The following is a 15,740-nucleotide window of genomic DNA, read 5'->3' as shown; positions in this document are numbered from 1 at the left end:
CGCTGTGTGAGGACAGGCGTCACTTGGCGTTGAAGTAGTTGGCCTCCGGGTGGTGGACCACGATCGCGTCGGTGGCCTGCTCCGGCATGAGCTGGAACTCCTCGGACAGCTCGACCCCGATCCGGTCCGCGCCGAGCAGATCCATGATCTTCGCCCGGTCCTCCAGGTCGGGGCAGGCCGGGTAGCCGAACGCGTACCGGCAGCCCCGGTAGTCGTTGTGCAGGATGCCGGCGAGGTCCGCCGGGTCGTCGTGCCCCAGCGGACGACCGTCGGGCAGGGTCATCTCGGCGCGGATGCGCTGGTGCCAGTATTCGGCGAGGGCCTCGGTGAGCTGCACGGAGAGCCCGTGCACCTCCAGGTAGTCGCGGTACTCGTTGCGGGCGAACAGCTTGGCCGCGTACTCGCTGACCGGCTGGCCGACGGTGACCAGTTGCAACGCGACCACATCGAGCTGGTCGCCCTGTGGCCTGAAGAAGTCCGCCAGGCAGAGCCGCCGCTCCTGCCGTTGGCGGGGGAAGGAGAACCGGGCGCGCTCCGCGTGCCCGTTCTCGTCGAGCACCACCAGGTCGTTGCCTTCGGAGTACGCGGGGAAGTAGCCGTACACCACTGCTGCCTCAAGGACCTGGTCGGCGATCAGCCGGTCCAGCCAGTACCGCAGCCGCGGCCGGCCCTCGGTCTCGACCAGCTCCTCGTAGGAGGGTCCGCTGCCGCCCCGGACGCCGCGCAGCCCCCACTGCCCGGAGAAGGTGGCCCGCTCGTCGAGCAGCGCCGCGTAGTCGGCCATCGGCACGCCCTTGACGACCCGGGTGCCGAAGAACGGCGGGGTGGGCACCGCCACGTCGGCGGCCACGTCGGAGCGGACCGAGGAGTCGTGCAGCTCCGGCAGCGACGTGGTGACCATCGAGCGCTGCCGTTCCCGGCGCGCCCGCCGGGCCGCGAGGGCCGCCTCCCGCTCCGGGTCGATCACCGGGGCGCCGCCGCGCTTGGCGGTCATCACCCGGTCCATCAGGGACAGGCCCTCGAACGCGTCCCGCGCGTAGTGCACCTGCCCGGGGAACGTCGACCGCAGGTCGTCCTCGACGTACGCGCGGGTCAGCGCCGCCCCACCCAGCAGGACGGGCCAACGCTCCGCGACCCCGCGGGTGGCCATCTCGGCCAGGTTCTCCTTCATGATGACGGTGCTCTTCACCAGCAGCCCGGACATGCCGATCGCGTCGGCGCGGTGCTGCTCGGCGGCGTCCAGGATGGCGCTGATCGGCTGCTTGATGCCGATGTTCACCACCTCGTAGCCGTTGTTGGACAGGATGATGTCGACCAGGTTCTTGCCGATGTCGTGCACGTCGCCGCGCACGGTGGCGAGCACGATGCGGCCCTTGCCGCCGTCCTCCGCGGTCTCCATGTGCGGTTCCAGGTAGGCCACAGCGGTCTTCATCACCTCGGCGGACTGGAGCACGAACGGCAGCTGCATCTGGCCGGAGCCGAACAGCTCACCGACCACCTTCATGCCGTCCAGCAGGATGTCGTTGATGATCGACAACGGGGACCGGCCGCCGGCCATCGCCTCGTCCAGGTCGGCCTCCAGGCCGTTGCGCTCACCGTCGATGATCCGCCGCTTGAGCCGCTCGTCCAGCGGCAGCGCCGCCAACTCCTGCGCGCGGCTGGCCCGGGCGCTGGTCACGTCGACGCCCTCGAAGAGCTCCAGGAAACGTTGCACCGGGTCGTATCCCTCGCGACGCCGGTCGTACACCAGGTCCAGGGCGACCTCGCGCTGCGCGTCGGGGATCTTCGACATCGGCAGGATCTTGCTGGCGTGCACGATCGCCGAGGTCAGGCCGGCCTGCACACACTCGTGCAGGAACACCGAGTTGAGCACCTGCCGGGCCGCCGGGTTGAGCCCGAACGAGATGTTCGAGATGCCCAGTGTGAAGTTGACACCCGGGTAGCGGCGGGAGATCTCCCGGATCGCCTCGATCGTCTCGATGCCGTCGCGGCGGGTCTCCTCCTGGCCGGTGGCGATCGGGAAGGTCAGCGCGTCGATCAGGATGTCGGAGCGGTCCATGCCCCACCGGCCGGTCAGGTCGTCGATCAACCGCGCCGCGACCCGGACCTTCCACTCCTGGGTACGGGCCTGGCCCTCCTCGTCGATGAGCAGCGCCACCACCGCCGCGCCGTGCTCACGGACGATCGGCATCACCCGCGCGTACCGCGATTCGGGGCCGTCGCCGTCCTCGAAGTTCACCGAGTTGACCACGCAGCGGCCGCCGAGCATCTCCAAGCCGGCCTCCACCACGTTCGGCTCGGTGGAGTCCAACATGATCGGCAGGGTGGACGCGGTGGCGAACCGGCCGGCCAGCTCCCGCATGTCCTGTGTGCCGTCGCGGCCGACGTAGTCCACGCACAGGTCGAGCAGGTGCGAGCCGTCGCGCGCCTGACTGCGGGCGATCTCCACACAGGCCCGCCAGTCGCCGGCGAGCATCGCCTCCCGGAACGCCTTCGAGCCGTTGGCGTTGGTCCGCTCCCCCACCATCAGCACCGACGCGTCCTGGGCGAACGGCACCGGGTGGTAGACCGAGGAGACGCCCGCCTCGTGCTGGGGCTCGCGGGCCGGAGCGGTGACGCCGTGCAGGCGCTCGGCCAGCACGCGGATGTGCTCCGGGGTGGTGCCGCAGCAGCCGCCGACCAGCCCCACGCCGTACTCGGTGATGAACCGCTCCAGGGCCTCGGCCAGCTCCACGGGAGTCAGCGGGAAGTACGCCCCGTCGGCGGTCAGCACCGGCAGGCCGGCGTTCGGCATCACCGACAGCGGGATGCGGGAGTGCTGCGACAGGTAGCGCAGGTGCTCGCTCATTTCGGCCGGGCCGGTGGAGCAGTTGAGCCCGATCAGGTCCACGCCGAGCGGCTCGATCGCGGCGAGGGCCGCCCCGATCTCGCTGCCGACCAGCATGGTGCCGGTGGTCTCCACGGCCACGTGACAGATGATCGGCACCGACTGGCCCAGCTCGGCCATCGCCCGCTTCGACCCGACCACTGCCGCCTTGACCTGGAGCAGGTCCTGGCAGGTCTCGATGATCAGCGCGTCCGCGCCGCCGACGATCAGACCCGCCGCGTTCTCCTGGTAGGCGTCGCGCAGGGTCGAGTAGGCGGCGTGCCCGAGGGTGGGCAGCTTGGTGCCCGGCCCGATCGAGCCGAGCACGAACCGGGGCCGCTCCGGGGTGCTGGCCGCGTCGGCGGCCTCCCGGGCGATCCGGGCGCCCGCCTCGGACAACTCGCGGATGCGGTGCGGGATGTCGTACTCGGCGAGGTTGGCGAGGTTGGCCCCGAAGGTGTTGGTCTCCACGCAGTCGGCACCGACGGCCAGGTAGGCGTCGTGCACGCCGCGCACCACGTCCGGGCGGGTGACGTTGAGGATCTCGTTGCACCCCTCCAGCCCGTCGAAGTCGTCGAGCGTGAGGTCCGCGGCCTGAAGCATCGTGCCCATCGCGCCGTCGGCGATGAGAATCCGCTCAGCCAGCACATCCATCAATGAAGTCCGCACCCGTTCAGGTTAGTGCGATTCCGCCGGACTCCACGACCATCCTCGAGCGATCCCCTATTGTGTCACGGTTATCACCCTGTCTGGTTCGTTCGGGTATGACCTGCTGCCGGAGCGGCCGACCGGCGCGGCCGACGGGCCGCACCCTCGCCCTGCACGTAGGCTGACGGACGTGAAGGACAACAGGGACGCCGCCGTGCCACACGGTATGACGACCGGGCGCGGTCCCGGCGCCAGCCGCGACGAGCAGGGTGAGGTGACGGCGTGACCGAGTTCGACGGACTGCCGGTGCTGCGGTCCCCGGTGGCGATCGCCGCATTCGAGGGCTGGAATGACGCCGCCGACGCGTCCACCGCCGCGGTCGAGCACCTGGAGCAGGTCTGGAACGCCCGGCAGATCGCCGAGCTGGATCCGGAGGACTTCTACGACTTCCAGGTCAGCCGGCCCACCATCACCATGGCCGACGGGGAGACCCGACGGGTGGAGTGGCCGACGACCCGGTTCATGGTGGCCAGCCCGGAGGGCACCGACCGTGACGTGGTGCTGATCCGCGGCATCGAGCCGAGCATGCGCTGGCGGACGTTCTGCGAGCAGGTGCTCGAGATCTGCCACAGCCTGGAGGTGGAACGGGTGGTGCTGCTCGGCGCGTTGCTGGCCGACGTGCCGTACACCAGGCCGCTGCCGATCAGCGGCAGCGCCTCTGACGCGCAGGCCGCCGAGCGCTACCAGCTCACCCCCACCCGCTACGACGGGCCGACCGGCATCGTCGGCGTGCTGCACGACGCCTGCACCCGCGCCGAGGTGGACGCCGTCTCGTTCTGGGTGCACGTACCGCACTACGCCAACAACCCCCCCTGCCCGAAGGCCACCCTCGCCCTGCTGCACCGGGTCGAGGAGGTCGTCGACCTGCCGGTGCCGATGGCCGACCTGGCCGAGGAGTCCGCCGAGTGGGAGCAGCGGGTGCGCAGCGCCGCCGAGCAGGACGCCGAGCTGGGCGAGTACGTCCGCGAGCTGGAAGAACGGGTCGGCGACGAGGGGATCACCCCGTTGACCGGCGACGAGATCGCCCAGGAGTTCGAGAAGTACCTGCGCCGCCGGGGTGGTTCGGCGGGCCCCACCGCCGGCTCCTGGTAGCACTGTTTCGCTGCGGGCCTTCGGACCTTTTGTGGTCCGAAGGCCCGCTTTCGCGTGTCCGGGGTGGCGCCGTCACAACCGCTGGGGCATCCTAGGAACCTAGATGTGATCAAGGAGGCGAGTGTGCAGATCAATCCCGGTGCCGCGGAGTTCCCGCACCGACAGATCGCCGCGCAGCTCAAGGCCCAGGTCCGCCGCGGCGACTGGGGGCCGGGCGAGCGGCTGCCGTCCATCCCGGCCATCGCCGAGATGTTCGGCGTCGCCAAGCAGACAGTGCAACGCGCCGTCGACCAGCTGCGGGTCGAGGGCATCCTGATCACCAAACCCGGCTCCGGTACGTACGTCCGGGGCACCCGCCGCCGCCTCAACCGCCTCTCCCGAGGCCGGTACGGCGGCTTCCGCGGCTACCACACCGACCTGGCCGCCCGATACCGCCAACAGCTCGTCTCCGTGGGGCACGCCCCCGCCCCGGCCGAGGTGGCCGACGCCTTCGGCGTGTCAGACGGCACCAACCTGCTCTGCCGCCGACACCTCGTCCGCACCGACGACTCCCCCGTCGAGGTGGGTGCCTCCTGGTTCCTGCCCCGCGACACCGCCGGCACCTCGCTGGAGCGCACCGAGGCGTTCGGCCGGCCGCTCTACCAGGAGGCCGAGGAGGCGACCGGACGACGGTACGTCTCGGCCACCGACACGATCAGCGCCCGCCAGCCGAGCCGGGAGGAGGCCGAGACCCTCCAGATCCGGCCGGACACCCCGGTGCTGCACCTGCTGCACGTCGCGTACGACGCGCACCGCAAGCCGATCGAGGTGTCCCAGGCGACCTGGCCCGGCCCCATGACCACCCTCACCGAGGAGTACAAGATCCCCGGCCCGACCCCCGACCCGGAACCCGACCCCGGCCTGGTCCTGGGCTGAACCCTCGCCAAGGTCGACTCGGTTTCCTGGAAGTCGGGGCATCGCAGCGCCCGGGACACCGCGACCTTCTGAAAATCGAGTCGATCAAGCGCGCGGCACGACGCGCGTGGGCTAGAGGCGGATGCCCAGGAGGGCGTCGACAGTCTTCGCGAAGAGGGCAGGCGCTTCGGGGTCGTCGGTGGCACCGGCGAGGGTCGCCTCGGCCCAGCGGTCGGCTGCGGCCAGGGCTCCGGGGGTGTCCAGGTCGTCGGCCAGGCGTGCGCGTACCTCGGACAGCAACTCGACCCCGGACGGCCCGGCAGGCGCGGCGGCGGCCCGCCGCCAACGGTCCAGGCGCTCGTACGCGGCGGTGAGCAGGTCGTCGGTCCAGGTGCGGTCGCTGCGGTAGTGCCCGGAGATCAGCGCCAGCCGGATCGCCATCGGGTCGACCTTGTCGGCGCGCAGCCGGGACACGAAGACCAGGTTGCCGCGGGACTTGGACATCTTCTCGCCGTCCAGACCGATCATGCCGGCGTGGACGTAGTGCTCGGCGAACGGCGCCTGGCCGGTGAGCCGCTCGGCGTGCGCGGCGGATGCCTCGTGGTGCGGGAACAGCAGGTCGTTGCCGCCGCCCTGTACGTCGACCCGGTCGCCGAGCAGGTTGAGCGCGATCACTGCGCACTCGATGTGCCAGCCGGGGCGGCCCGGGCCCAGCTCGCCGCCCGGCCAGGACGGCTCGCCCTCGCGGGCGCCGCGCCACAGCAGCGGGTCCAGTGGGTCCCGCTTGCCGGCCCGGTCGGGGTCGCCGCCGCGCTCGGGGAAGATCTCCAGCATCTGCTCGCGGGTCAGGTTCGACTCGTAGCCGAAGCTGGGAGTGGCGGAGATGTCGAAGTAGACGTCGCCGGTGCCGTCGTCGAGCCGGTACGCGGCGCCATCCTTGAGCAGCACCTCGACCTTGTCGGCGATGTCCGGAATCGACTCGACAGCGCCCACGTAGTGCTCCGGCGGGATGATTCGCAGCGCCTCCATGTCCTCCCGGAACAGCGCCGTCTCGCGCATCGCCAGGACCACCCAGTCCTCGCCGTCGCGGGCGGCCCGCTCCAGCAGTGGGTCGTCGATGTCGGTGACGTTCTGCACGTAGCGCACCGGGCGGCCGGCGTCGCGCCACATCCGCTGCACCAGGTCGAATGTGATCATGGTGGCGGCGTGACCGAGGTGCGTGGCGTCGTACGGGGTGATGCCGCAGACGTACATGCTTCCCGCGTCGGCCGGCTCACTCGGGTGGACACCCTGCCGCGCCGAGTCGTACAACGCCAGTGGCTCGCCCCTGCCCGGCAGCCGTGGCACCTCGTGTCCCGCCCAAGACTCCATGGGATCAGCCTAGCCAGCCCGACGACGACGCCGGAGCACCCCACGGGTGATCAAGATGACAGCGGGTCACATGGGCGGCCAGGGCATCGCCGGCCAGTCCTCCGGAGGCTGGGGGAAGCAGCCGGTCTCGCGCAGCCGGTCGACCCGGGCGGCCACCTCGGCCACCTCGCTGATCGTCAGGTGGTCGGCCAACTCCGCGCCGAGCGCACCGGCGACCTGCCCGGCCAGTGCGTCGAGCATCTCCACGGCGTCCGCGGGCAGCCGCTTACCGGCCCAACCCCAGAGCACCGTGCGCAGCTTGTCCTCCACGTGGAAGCTCACCCCGTGGTCCACGCCGTAGATCCGGTCGTCGGCGCCGACGAGCACGTGACCGCCCTTACGGTCGGCGTTGTTGAGCACCGCGTCGAGCACCGCGAGCCGGGCCAGCCGCGGGTCGTCGGCGTGCGCGAGGGCGTACGCGGCGCCGTCGTCGTCGCGGGCCGCGGCGATCGGGATCCAGCGCGGCGGCAACTCCCCGGCGGGCAGGAAACCGACGAGCGGTTCGGCGTCCTCCGGCTCGTCGATCCACAGCTGGCAGGAGCCGGGGCCGAACGGGCCGTCCCGCAGCACGGTGGGCGGCACCAGGTCCCATCCGGTGGCCCGGGAGACCAGGTACGCCGAGACCTCCCGACCGGCCAGGGTGCCGTCGGGGAAGTCCCAGAGGGGGCGCTCGCCACGGACCGGCTTGTAGACGCAGCGGGCGGTCAACCCGTCCAGGGTCAGGATGCCGCGCAGCGTCGTGTTCGACGCGTCGACCAGCCGACCCTCCAGGTCGAGGACGCCGTCACGCAGCAGCCGCAGCGCGGCGTCGCCGTCCTGGCGAGGCTGGAGGCCGGACGAGGTCACCGGTGATAACCGTTGTGCCGCGGGCAGAGGTGCCCGGCGGGGTCCAACGGTTGGCCGCAGAGCGGGCACGGTGGCCGGCCCGCGTTGACCACTCGCCGGGCCCGCTCGATGAACTGGCGGGTCGCCTGCGGAGTGAGCCGGACCCGGAGCCGATCCAGGTCCTCGTCCGGCTCTTCGTCCTCGTCGTCGTCCTCGTCCTCGTCGTCCTCGTCGCCGAGCTCGACCTCGGGCTCCACCTCGCCCGCCGCGATCGCCTCGATCACCACGGTCGCGGTGTCCACGTCGAAGGCCAGCCCGAGCGTCCCGACCCGGAACTCCTCGTCGACCGGAGTGTCCAGCGGCTCGTTGTCGCCGATCACCGGCGCCAGCTCGGGCAGGTCCACCCCGAAGCGACGCTGCGCCTCGGTGAGCAGCTCCTCAAGCTTCTCGGCGAGCAGGGACACCTGGACCTTCTCCAGCGCGACGCTGACCAGCCTGCCGCCGCCGCGGGCCTGCAGGAAGAACGTGCGCTCCCCCGGCGGCCCGACAGTCCCGGCGACGAACCGCTCCGGCGGTTCGAAGGCGTGCACCTGGTGGGTCATACCCACGACCCTATCCGGCCCGCCTTGGCGTCGCGCACCCCACCGACGCGAATCGCCGCAGCGGCGGCGCGCCCGGCGTACCAGGGCCTAAACCCGGGCGTGGCGGCCTTTCTGGCGTGCGCCGACGCTCCGGCCGGGGGCGGTGTCGTGACGCGCCTCACCGCGACGCACCCGCCCCGCCGCCGACGGCCGCGTCCGAGTCGGCCACGCGGTTCGCGCGCCGACGCCGCTTGACCGGCGGCGGCACCAGTGCCGCCAGGTCGCCACCGGTGTCGTTGAGTCGCACCAGAAACGGACGCAGCGGCGTGAACCGGATCGCCGTCACCGACGCCGGGTCGGCCACGATCCGCTGAAAGGCATCCAGGTGTACGCCGAGCGCGTCCGCCACGATGGCCTTGATCACATCGCCGTGGCTGCACGCCAACCAGACCGCCTCGGGCCCGTGCTCGGCGGTCACCCGGGCGTCCCAGGAACGCACCGCCGCCACGGCACGCGCCGCCATCGCCGCCATCGCCTCCCCACCGGGGAAGACCGCCGCGCTGGGGTGCTGCTGGACCACCGGCCAGAGCGGCTCCTTGGCGAGCTTCTTCAGCGGCTGCCCCTCCCAGCTGCCGTAGTCGCACTCGATCAGCCCGTCCTCGACCACCGGGGCGGCCTGCGGGAGCGCCAACTCCAGGGTCTGCCGGCACCGGATGAGCGGGCTGGTCACCACCGCGGCCAGCGGCACCGCCCGCAACCGCTCGCCGACCGCGGTGGCCTGGGCGCGCCCGGTGTCGTCCAACTCGACCGGCTGGCGGCCGGCCAGGCCGCCATCGGCGTTCGCCGTGGTTCGGCCGTGTCGCAGAAGCAGAAGGGTCGCCACGGGACCACCCTATGACCTGGGCCCGGCGCCGGGCCGTCGCGGGCTCTGGCGGCACCACCCGGGGAGCGGCGGGACGACGAGTGCGGCCCCCGGCTGCGCCTGCGGGCGGAGCCGGGGGCCGTCGGCAGATCGGTCAGGTGGCGTCGATCGTGCCGGTCAGCAGCAGAGCCAGGACCAGGGTGCCCAGCGCGACCCGGTACAGCACGAAGACGTACAGGGTGTGGTGGGCGACGTAACGCAGCAACCAGGCGATGGCCGCGTAGCCGATGCCGAACGCGATGAGGGTGGCCACGATCGTCTGGGCCACCGTGGGCACTGACGTGCCCGGGGCCGACGGTTCGAAGACGTCCCCGAGGCTGAACACGCCGGACATCACCACCGCCGGAATGGCCAGCAGAAACGAGTACCGTGCCGCCGCCTCCCGGGTCAGGTTGAGCAGCAGACCTGCGGTGAGCGTGCCGCCGGAGCGGGACACCCCGGGGACCAGCGCCATCGCCTGGGCGAAGCCCATCACGATGCCGTCCTTCATCCGGAAGTTCTCCAGGGTGCGGGTCTGCCGCCCCCAGTACTCGGCGAACGCCAGCACGAAGGCGAACACGATCAGCGTGGTCGCCACCACCCACAGGTTGCGCCCGGCGGTCTTGATCTGGTCCTTGAACACGAAACCGAACAGCCCGATCGGGATCGAGCCGACGATCACGTACCAGCCCATCCGGTAGTCGAGGCTGGAGCGGACCGACTTGTCCCGGATGCCCACCAGCCAGGTCCGGGTGATCCGCCAGATGTCCTTGGCGAAGTAGATCAGCACTGCCGCTTCGGTGCCGAGCTGGGTGACCGCTGTGAACGACGCGCCGGCGTCCCGGTCGAAGAAGATCGCCGAGGTGATGCGCAGATGCCCCGACGAGCTGACCGGAAGGAACTCGGTCAGTCCCTGGACGATGCCCAGGACAATGGCCTCGACCCAGGTCACTCGCCGACTCCCGAGAGGTCGAGAGCCTCGGCGACGGTACGCAGGGTCTGCACACCGCTGTCCCGGTCGGCCACGAAGAGCGTCACCGACAGCGTGGTGACGCCGGCCGCGGCGTACTCCCGCATCCGCTCGGCGATGCGCTCCTTCGGGCCCAGCAGCGAGGTGCGGTCGATGAACTCCATGGGTACGGCGGCGGCGGCGTCGCGCTGCCGCTTGGCCAGGTACAGGTCCTGCACCTCGCGGGCGGCGTCGCCGTAGCCCATCCGGGTGGCGAGCTGGTTGTAGAAGTTCTGCTGCCGGCTGCCCATGCCACCCACGTAGAGAGCGGCGTACCAGCGGACGAGTTCGGCGCAGGAGGCCACGTCATCGCCGATCACCACGGGCACCGACGGCACCACGTCGAACCCGGCCAACTCCTTGCCGACCTTGGCCCGTCCGGCGGCCACCGAGGCGAGCTGCTCCTCGGCGAACTCCGGGGCGTAGAACACGGCCAGCCAGCCGTCGGCGATCTCGCCGGCCAGCTCCAGGTTCTTCGGGCCGACAGCGGCCAGGTAGATCGGTATGTGCTCGCGGGGCGGGTGGAAGCCCAGCCGCAGGGCCTTGCCCGGGCCGTCCGGCAGCGGCAGCGTGTAGTGCTCGCCGTCGTACGCCACCTCCTTGCGGGCGATGGCCAGCTTGACGATGTCGACGAACTCGCGGGTCCGCGCGAGGGGCTTGGCGAAGCGCACGCCGTGCCAGCCCTCGGACACCTGCGGGCCGGAGACACCCAGGCCGAGGCGGAACCGACCGCCGGAGAGCGCGTCGATAGTGGCGGCGGTCATGGCGGTGGCCGCCGGCGTACGGGCGGGGATCTGCATCACCGCGGCGCCGACGTCGATCCGTTCGGTCTGGCCGGCCATCCAGGCGAGCATGCTGGGCGAGTCGGAGCCGTAGGCCTCCGCCGCCCACACCACCGAATAGCCCAGCCGGTCCGCCTCCTGGGCCAGCGCCAGGTGGTCGGCCGGTGTGCTCCACGCCGTCTGGTATCCGAGACTGAGCCCGAGTCGCACTGGTCCTCCCCCATCCGTGGCACAGGTCGCCCCAGGTTACGCAATGCCGATAACGGACTCGATCACCGGCTCGACCCCTTTGATCCCCCCTCCATCGGGGCAGCCCGGGGCGGCGGAACCGGCAGAACCGGCAGAGATACGGGAGCGAGGATATCCGTGGCGGCACGTTCGAAATAAGGTTCACCCATGCAACAGCGACCGCTCGGCCGAAGCGGGCTGGCGGTTTCCCGGCTCGCGCTCGGCACCATGACCTGGGGCCGGGACACCGACGCCGACGATGCGGCCGCTCAGCTGAAGAGTTACCTCGACGCGGGCGGCAACCTGATCGACACCGCCGACGTGTACGGCGACGGCGACGCCGAGTCGGTGATCGGCTCGCTGCTGGGCTCCCTCGTCCCCCGTGAGGAGCTGCTGATCGCCACCAAGGCCGGGTTGCGCCCCGGCAGTGGCCGACGTCGGGACGGCTCCCGGGGGCACCTGCTGCGCACGTTGGACGCGTCGCTGCGCCGGCTCGGCACCGACCACGTCGACCTGTTCCAGGTGCACGGGTACGACCCGGACACCCCGCTGGAGGAGACCCTGGCCGCCCTGGACCACGCGGTGGCCAGCGGCAAGGTCCGCTACGTCGGGGTGTCGAACTTCTCCGGCTGGCAGACGGCGCGGGCCGCCGCCTGGCAGACCGCCTGGCCGGGGCGGGCGCCGGTGGTCGCGTCCCAGGTGGAGTATTCGCTGCTGGAGCGGGGCGTGGAGCGGGAGGTGCTGCCCGCGTGCGACGCGCTCGGTCTCGGCGTGCTGCCCTGGTCGCCGCTGGGCCGGGGCGTGCTCACCGGCAAGTACCGGCACGGCCGCCCGGCCGACTCCCGGGCCGCGTCGCCGCACTTCGAACGGTTCGTCTCGACCTACCTGGAGCCGCGCTGCTCCAGCATTGTGGAGGCGGTGGCCACCGCGGCCGGTGGGCTGGGGGTGTCGCCGTTGGAGGTGGCGTTGGCGTGGATCCGGGACCGGCCCGGCGTGACCGCGCCGATCCTCGGCGCGCGAACGGTCGGGCAGCTCCTCGGTGCGCTCGCAGTGGAACGGATCACCCTGCCCGAGGAGATCACCACCGCGCTGGACGACGTCTCCGCGGTGCCGGTCGGCTACCCCGAACGCGACGGCTGACCGGCCGGCCGGGTCACGGCTGGCCCCGCACGCCCGGTCACGGCTGGCCCAGCACGCCGGGTCACGGCTGGCCCCGCAGGCCGGGTCACGGCGTTGGACGCTGTCCGGGGAGGTCGTGGATCGCGGTCAGGAAGCGCGACTGATCGTCGCGGAGCGCGGGCTGGGTGAGCCGGATCCACGAGCCGTCGTCGAAGACGATCGTGGACGTCAGCTGCACGAGCCCGGTCGCGCCGCGCTCCGAGTCGACCCGGGCCACCCGGTCGCGGCGCACACTCCACAGCACCCGCGGTTGCCGTCGGTCGGGCCGGTCGGCGTCCGGGCGGGGGCCCATCCGCAGCAGGTGCAGGTGGGTGTCGGTCACCGCCAACGGGGTGCCGCTGTAACGCTCCAGGAAGAGCAGCAGGCTGCCGGCGAGGGTGGCGAGGTCGCCGCTGAAGACGAACCGGCGACGGTAGGCGATCTCGGCGAGCTGCTCGGCCAGCGGGCGGTACAGGCTGAGCCGGAACAGGGCGCGGAACGCCTCCTGCTCCTCGGTGAGCGGGATGGGATCGCGCTGCACCCGCTGGTGTGGGGCCGGCTCCGGTTCGGCCGCCTCCGGCACGCCGGCGGCGATGGCACCGGCCTTACCGGGCAGCAGCAGCACGCCAGCGGCCAGCCGGACCGGCGTCAGCACCGCGTCCACCCAGACCACCGGGTTGACGATGTTGAGTAGCCCGAACAGCACCTTCGGGTCGAGCGAGTCGACAAACTCGTCGGCCATCACATCGGCGAGCTGCCGACCGGCCTTGTGGGTCTGCGGGGCGCGGACCGGGCCGAGCCCCACGTAGCGCAGCTCCTGCCCGGGCAGCAGTGGCGCGACGAGAACACGTTCGGGTTCGTCGCTGGTGCGGAACTCGTCGCGCAGCTCGCGAGCCTTGTCCCGGGCGGCCCGCGCGCCGCCGAGCACCGCGTCGGTGAACCGACCGAGCCGGCCTCGCTCCCCTGACATCACGCGTTCCTCCCTAGCGGCCCGCCGGCTGACCCGCCGGCGGCTGCCCGAAGACATTCTGGTCGATCCAGTCCGCGCCGCCCTGCACCGCCTGGTCGATCTGGTCGCCGACCTGTTCGCTGCCGGGAACGGAGAGCCCGCTGGTCAACGCGACAGTCCCCCAGGTGACACCGTGCACGACCGAGTTCGGCACGTTCCACGGCAGGTTCGTCGCCCAGTCCCGGGCGATCACCCGGGCCCCGTCGGCGACCCCGTGCGCCCGCAGCGCGGCGGCCCGGTCGAGGACGCCCATGTCGAACGGGGAACCGGACTTGCCCAGCTTGTAGGTGCCCTTCGTGGGGTCGAAAATCTTGTGGAACCACTTGTCGGCCTTGCCGGCGGCGTGTCGCTTGTCGGCGTACTTCTTGCCGGTACGCAGCTTGTCCTGCATCTTGACCAGCTTGTCGAGGTGTGCCTGCAGCTTGCGCAGGTACAGCATGACCCGCTGGAGCAGGCGGATGACCTTCTGCAGGTGCACCGCCAGCGGTCGGATGACCTTCAGCATCCGGGTGACCACGACCAGGGCCCTGGTCACTGTCACGCCCACGCCGACCGCCCAGGACGCCCCCATGGTCACCGGCGCCATCAGCAACGCCGTCACCAGCGTCACCAGGAGGAAGTTCACGAACTCCACGCAGAGGTCCACGAGCACGTCGTGCACGGTCTGCAGGCCGTCGGCGACACTGCGCAGGTATTCCGCTGTCGCGGCGAACTGGTCGGCGACGTCGAGGAGCTGCTGTTCCACCTCGGCCAACCGCTGGCCGTACGCCACACCGGACGGTGAGCGCCAGCCGGCCTGCGCGGACTCCCGGGTGCCGCGGTGACCCTGGGCCAGCTCGCGCACCTGCCCGGCCAGCGCGTCCCACTCGGTGGCCTTCGCGCGCAGCACGGCGGGCTCGCCGTCGACCAGGTCGACGAGCTGGATCAGTGGCCAGGCAAGGGTCCGGCAGACACTGTCGACGGCGTCCTGCACTCCGGAGAGCGCGCTGTCCAGGCCGTTCCACAGTTGGACGGCGCTGCCGGCCGGGCCGCTCATCCGGGCAGCCCCGACTGGATGGCCTTGAATCCGGCGTCGAGGTCCCGTTCGTTGTGCTCGTACGCCTCGACCGTGTCGGCCAGCGCCGTGGCGACCCGGCCGAACGCGGCGTTCGCGGCGGCGAACAACTCCTTGCCGCCGGTGACCTGCTCGGCGTACTTGTCGCGGAGCATGTCGCTGGCGAACGGCAGGTGACCGAAGGCGTCCGACGGCACGTCGCCGGCCGAGACGATCTGCCGCTCCAGCGCGGCCAGCGAGCTGGCGACCTGCTTGGCGGCTGTCTCCAGTCGACGGACCGCCTGCACGTCGACATCGATATCCGGCGGCATGCCGTTCCTCCCCCATGAGTCGAGCGCACCGACGATACGATCTCCCGGCCGCCGGGCACCACCCGGTCGCACGATTCACGGGGAGGAATCTCATGACGGACCCGACGTCCGCGTTCGACGCGCTCGCCGGGCGGATCGCCGACATCGAACGCCGGTTCGCGGGCCTCCGCGACGACCTGGCCGAGCTGTCCGGCACCGCTGTCGACGAGAGCGGGCTGGTCTCGGCGACCGTCGACGCCACCGGCGCGCTGACCGGCCTCACCCTCGCGCCCGCCGCCCTGCGCGCCGGCACGGAGGGGGTGGCCGAGCTGGTGCTCGACGCGTACCGGCGGGCTCGTGAGGTCGCCTCCGGGCACGTCGACGAGCACACCGAGGGGTTGGACGTCGCGCTCGGCGCGGGGCTCGGCGACCTGTTCGGCACTCCGGGGGACTTCTCGGCGCTGGGCCGGCTGGAGGAGACCGTGGCCCGGCTCGGGCGGCTGGACGACCGCCTGCCGGGCGCACCGGCGTGACGTCGCCGACCTGGCCGGAGATTGCCGCTCGGCTGCGGGACACCGTCGCCCGCTGCGACCGGGACACCGACCTGGAGCTCTCCGCCGGTCCGCGCGGGATCCGGCTGCTGGTGCGCCGCGAGGTGGTGCGGGTGATCTGCCCCGGCCACGACGAGGCACGCCTGGCCGCGCTCGGCTGGCACCGCCCGACCGGCGACGAGGGCTGGTGGTACGAGGCTGCGCGCACTCCGGAGCAGGTGGAGCGGCTCAGCGTGTTCGTGACCCGTACCGCCGCCGAGGTGTTGACCGACGAACCCGGCACGCTCTCCTGCCGGGCGCTGCCGGCGGCCGCGCACCCCGGCCCGCCGGCGGCACCGGCCGCGGGCCCCGGACCAGCGGTTCCGGCCGCCCGGGCTGGACC

Annotated in this window: 15 protein-coding genes; 5 read left to right on the top strand and 10 right to left on the bottom strand. The window is 71.9% G+C overall.

From position 1 onward, the window contains the following. Positions 1 to 19: 19 nt before the first annotated feature. Complete coding sequence (gene metH, locus GUI43_RS28585; protein ID WP_428842232.1) at positions 20 to 3,520, bottom strand: methionine synthase; 3,501 nt, start codon at positions 3,518 to 3,520, stop codon at positions 20 to 22. Positions 3,521 to 3,796: 276 nt separating this feature from the next. On the opposite strand from metH, the gene GUI43_RS28580 reads away from it, so the two are divergent. Both GUI43_RS28580 and GUI43_RS28575 read left to right on the top strand, forming a co-directional pair. Continuing rightward, positions 3,797 to 4,666 (top strand): PAC2 family protein, encoded by an 870-nt coding sequence (locus GUI43_RS28580; RefSeq protein ID WP_030332815.1) that lies wholly within the window; start codon positions 3,797 to 3,799, stop codon positions 4,664 to 4,666. A 123-nt stretch (positions 4,667 to 4,789) separates the two neighbouring features. Beyond that, a complete protein-coding gene (locus tag GUI43_RS28575; protein ID WP_091408867.1) occupies positions 4,790 to 5,581 on the top strand; it encodes a GntR family transcriptional regulator in 792 nt (263 codons plus the stop codon). A 111-nt stretch (positions 5,582 to 5,692) separates the two neighbouring features. On the opposite strand, the gene mshC is transcribed toward GUI43_RS28575, so the two are convergent. The 6 genes from mshC to GUI43_RS28545 form a co-directional block, all read right to left on the bottom strand. Next, the gene (mshC, locus tag GUI43_RS28570; protein ID WP_112601203.1) at positions 5,693 to 6,931 is read right to left on the bottom strand and encodes a cysteine--1-D-myo-inosityl 2-amino-2-deoxy-alpha-D-glucopyranoside ligase; all 1,239 of its coding nucleotides are present in this window, start codon (positions 6,929 to 6,931) and stop codon (positions 5,693 to 5,695) included. Positions 6,932 to 6,997: 66 nt separating this feature from the next. After that, a complete protein-coding gene (locus GUI43_RS28565; protein ID WP_112587406.1) occupies positions 6,998 to 7,816 on the bottom strand; it encodes an SCO1664 family protein in 819 nt (272 codons plus the stop codon). Then, positions 7,813 to 8,397 (bottom strand): DUF3090 domain-containing protein, encoded by a 585-nt coding sequence (locus tag GUI43_RS28560; RefSeq protein ID WP_088948067.1) that lies wholly within the window; start codon positions 8,395 to 8,397, stop codon positions 7,813 to 7,815. Before GUI43_RS28560 ends, GUI43_RS28565 begins: the two co-directional genes overlap by 4 nt. Positions 8,398 to 8,554: 157 nt before the next feature. After that, positions 8,555 to 9,259 (bottom strand): MSMEG_4193 family putative phosphomutase, encoded by a 705-nt coding sequence (locus tag GUI43_RS28555; RefSeq protein WP_112587408.1) that lies wholly within the window; start codon positions 9,257 to 9,259, stop codon positions 8,555 to 8,557. 133 nt (positions 9,260 to 9,392) lie between these two features. Beyond that, on the bottom strand, positions 9,393 to 10,229 hold the full coding sequence (locus GUI43_RS28550; RefSeq protein WP_112587410.1) for an undecaprenyl-diphosphate phosphatase: 837 nt from the start codon (positions 10,227 to 10,229) through the stop codon (positions 9,393 to 9,395). Further along, entirely contained in the window at positions 10,226 to 11,278 is a 1,053-nt protein-coding gene (locus tag GUI43_RS28545) for an LLM class F420-dependent oxidoreductase (protein ID WP_091408471.1), read from the bottom strand. The genes GUI43_RS28550 and GUI43_RS28545 overlap by 4 nt, the downstream gene beginning before the upstream one ends. A 186-nt stretch (positions 11,279 to 11,464) precedes the next feature. On the opposite strand from GUI43_RS28545, the gene GUI43_RS28540 reads away from it, so the two are divergent. Continuing rightward, positions 11,465 to 12,436: an aldo/keto reductase gene (locus GUI43_RS28540; RefSeq protein WP_112587412.1), complete on the top strand. Its 972-nt coding sequence runs from the start codon at positions 11,465 to 11,467 to the stop codon at positions 12,434 to 12,436. 85 nt (positions 12,437 to 12,521) lie between these two features. Here GUI43_RS28540 and GUI43_RS28535 read toward each other — a convergent pair whose 3' ends face one another. From GUI43_RS28535 to GUI43_RS28525, 3 genes are read right to left on the bottom strand one after another with little or no spacing between them, the layout of a single operon-like run. Further along, complete coding sequence (locus tag GUI43_RS28535; protein WP_112700180.1) at positions 12,522 to 13,424, bottom strand: hypothetical protein; 903 nt, start codon at positions 13,422 to 13,424, stop codon at positions 12,522 to 12,524. Positions 13,425 to 13,437: 13 nt separating this feature from the next. Continuing rightward, positions 13,438 to 14,499, bottom strand: coding sequence for a WXG100 family type VII secretion target (locus tag GUI43_RS28530; protein WP_112587416.1), 1,062 nt, complete (start codon positions 14,497 to 14,499; stop codon positions 13,438 to 13,440). Beyond that, positions 14,496 to 14,828 (bottom strand): hypothetical protein, encoded by a 333-nt coding sequence (locus tag GUI43_RS28525; protein WP_112587418.1) that lies wholly within the window; start codon positions 14,826 to 14,828, stop codon positions 14,496 to 14,498. The genes GUI43_RS28530 and GUI43_RS28525 overlap by 4 nt, the downstream gene beginning before the upstream one ends. A gap of 92 nt (positions 14,829 to 14,920) precedes the next feature. Between GUI43_RS28525 and GUI43_RS28520 the strand changes: the two genes are divergently transcribed. After that, a complete protein-coding gene (locus GUI43_RS28520; RefSeq protein WP_158629563.1) occupies positions 14,921 to 15,340 on the top strand; it encodes a YbaB/EbfC family nucleoid-associated protein in 420 nt (139 codons plus the stop codon). Further along, the coding region (locus GUI43_RS28515; RefSeq protein ID WP_211326771.1) for a TY-Chap domain-containing protein at positions 15,337 to 15,740 on the top strand (404 nt) is incomplete at its 3' end. The genes GUI43_RS28520 and GUI43_RS28515, both read left to right, overlap by 4 nt.

This window comes from Micromonospora noduli (assembly GCF_003264365.1).
GTDB classification, from domain to species: Bacteria; Actinomycetota; Actinomycetes; order Mycobacteriales; family Micromonosporaceae; genus Micromonospora; species Micromonospora noduli.
The sequence above is the reverse complement of the archived record's forward strand: the minus strand, read 5'-3'. Positions and strand labels throughout refer to the sequence as shown.

Excerpts from the sequence above, each read along its gene's own strand:
- metH (WP_428842232.1), bottom strand. The coding sequence starts at position 3,520 with ATGGATGTGCTGGCTGAGCGGATTCTCATCGCCGACGGCGCGATGGGC.
- GUI43_RS28560 (WP_088948067.1), bottom strand. The coding sequence starts at position 8,397 with ATGACCCACCAGGTGCACGCCTTCGAACCGCCGGAGCGGTTCGTCGCC.
- mshC (WP_112601203.1), bottom strand. The coding sequence starts at position 6,931 with ATGGAGTCTTGGGCGGGACACGAGGTGCCACGGCTGCCGGGCAGGGGC.
- GUI43_RS28540 (WP_112587412.1), top strand. The coding sequence starts at position 11,465 with ATGCAACAGCGACCGCTCGGCCGAAGCGGGCTGGCGGTTTCCCGGCTC.
- GUI43_RS28530 (WP_112587416.1), bottom strand. The coding sequence starts at position 14,499 with ATGAGCGGCCCGGCCGGCAGCGCCGTCCAACTGTGGAACGGCCTGGAC.
- GUI43_RS28525 (WP_112587418.1), bottom strand. The coding sequence starts at position 14,828 with ATGCCGCCGGATATCGATGTCGACGTGCAGGCGGTCCGTCGACTGGAG.
- GUI43_RS28535 (WP_112700180.1), bottom strand. The coding sequence starts at position 13,424 with ATGTCAGGGGAGCGAGGCCGGCTCGGTCGGTTCACCGACGCGGTGCTC.
- GUI43_RS28520 (WP_158629563.1), top strand. The coding sequence starts at position 14,921 with ATGACGGACCCGACGTCCGCGTTCGACGCGCTCGCCGGGCGGATCGCC.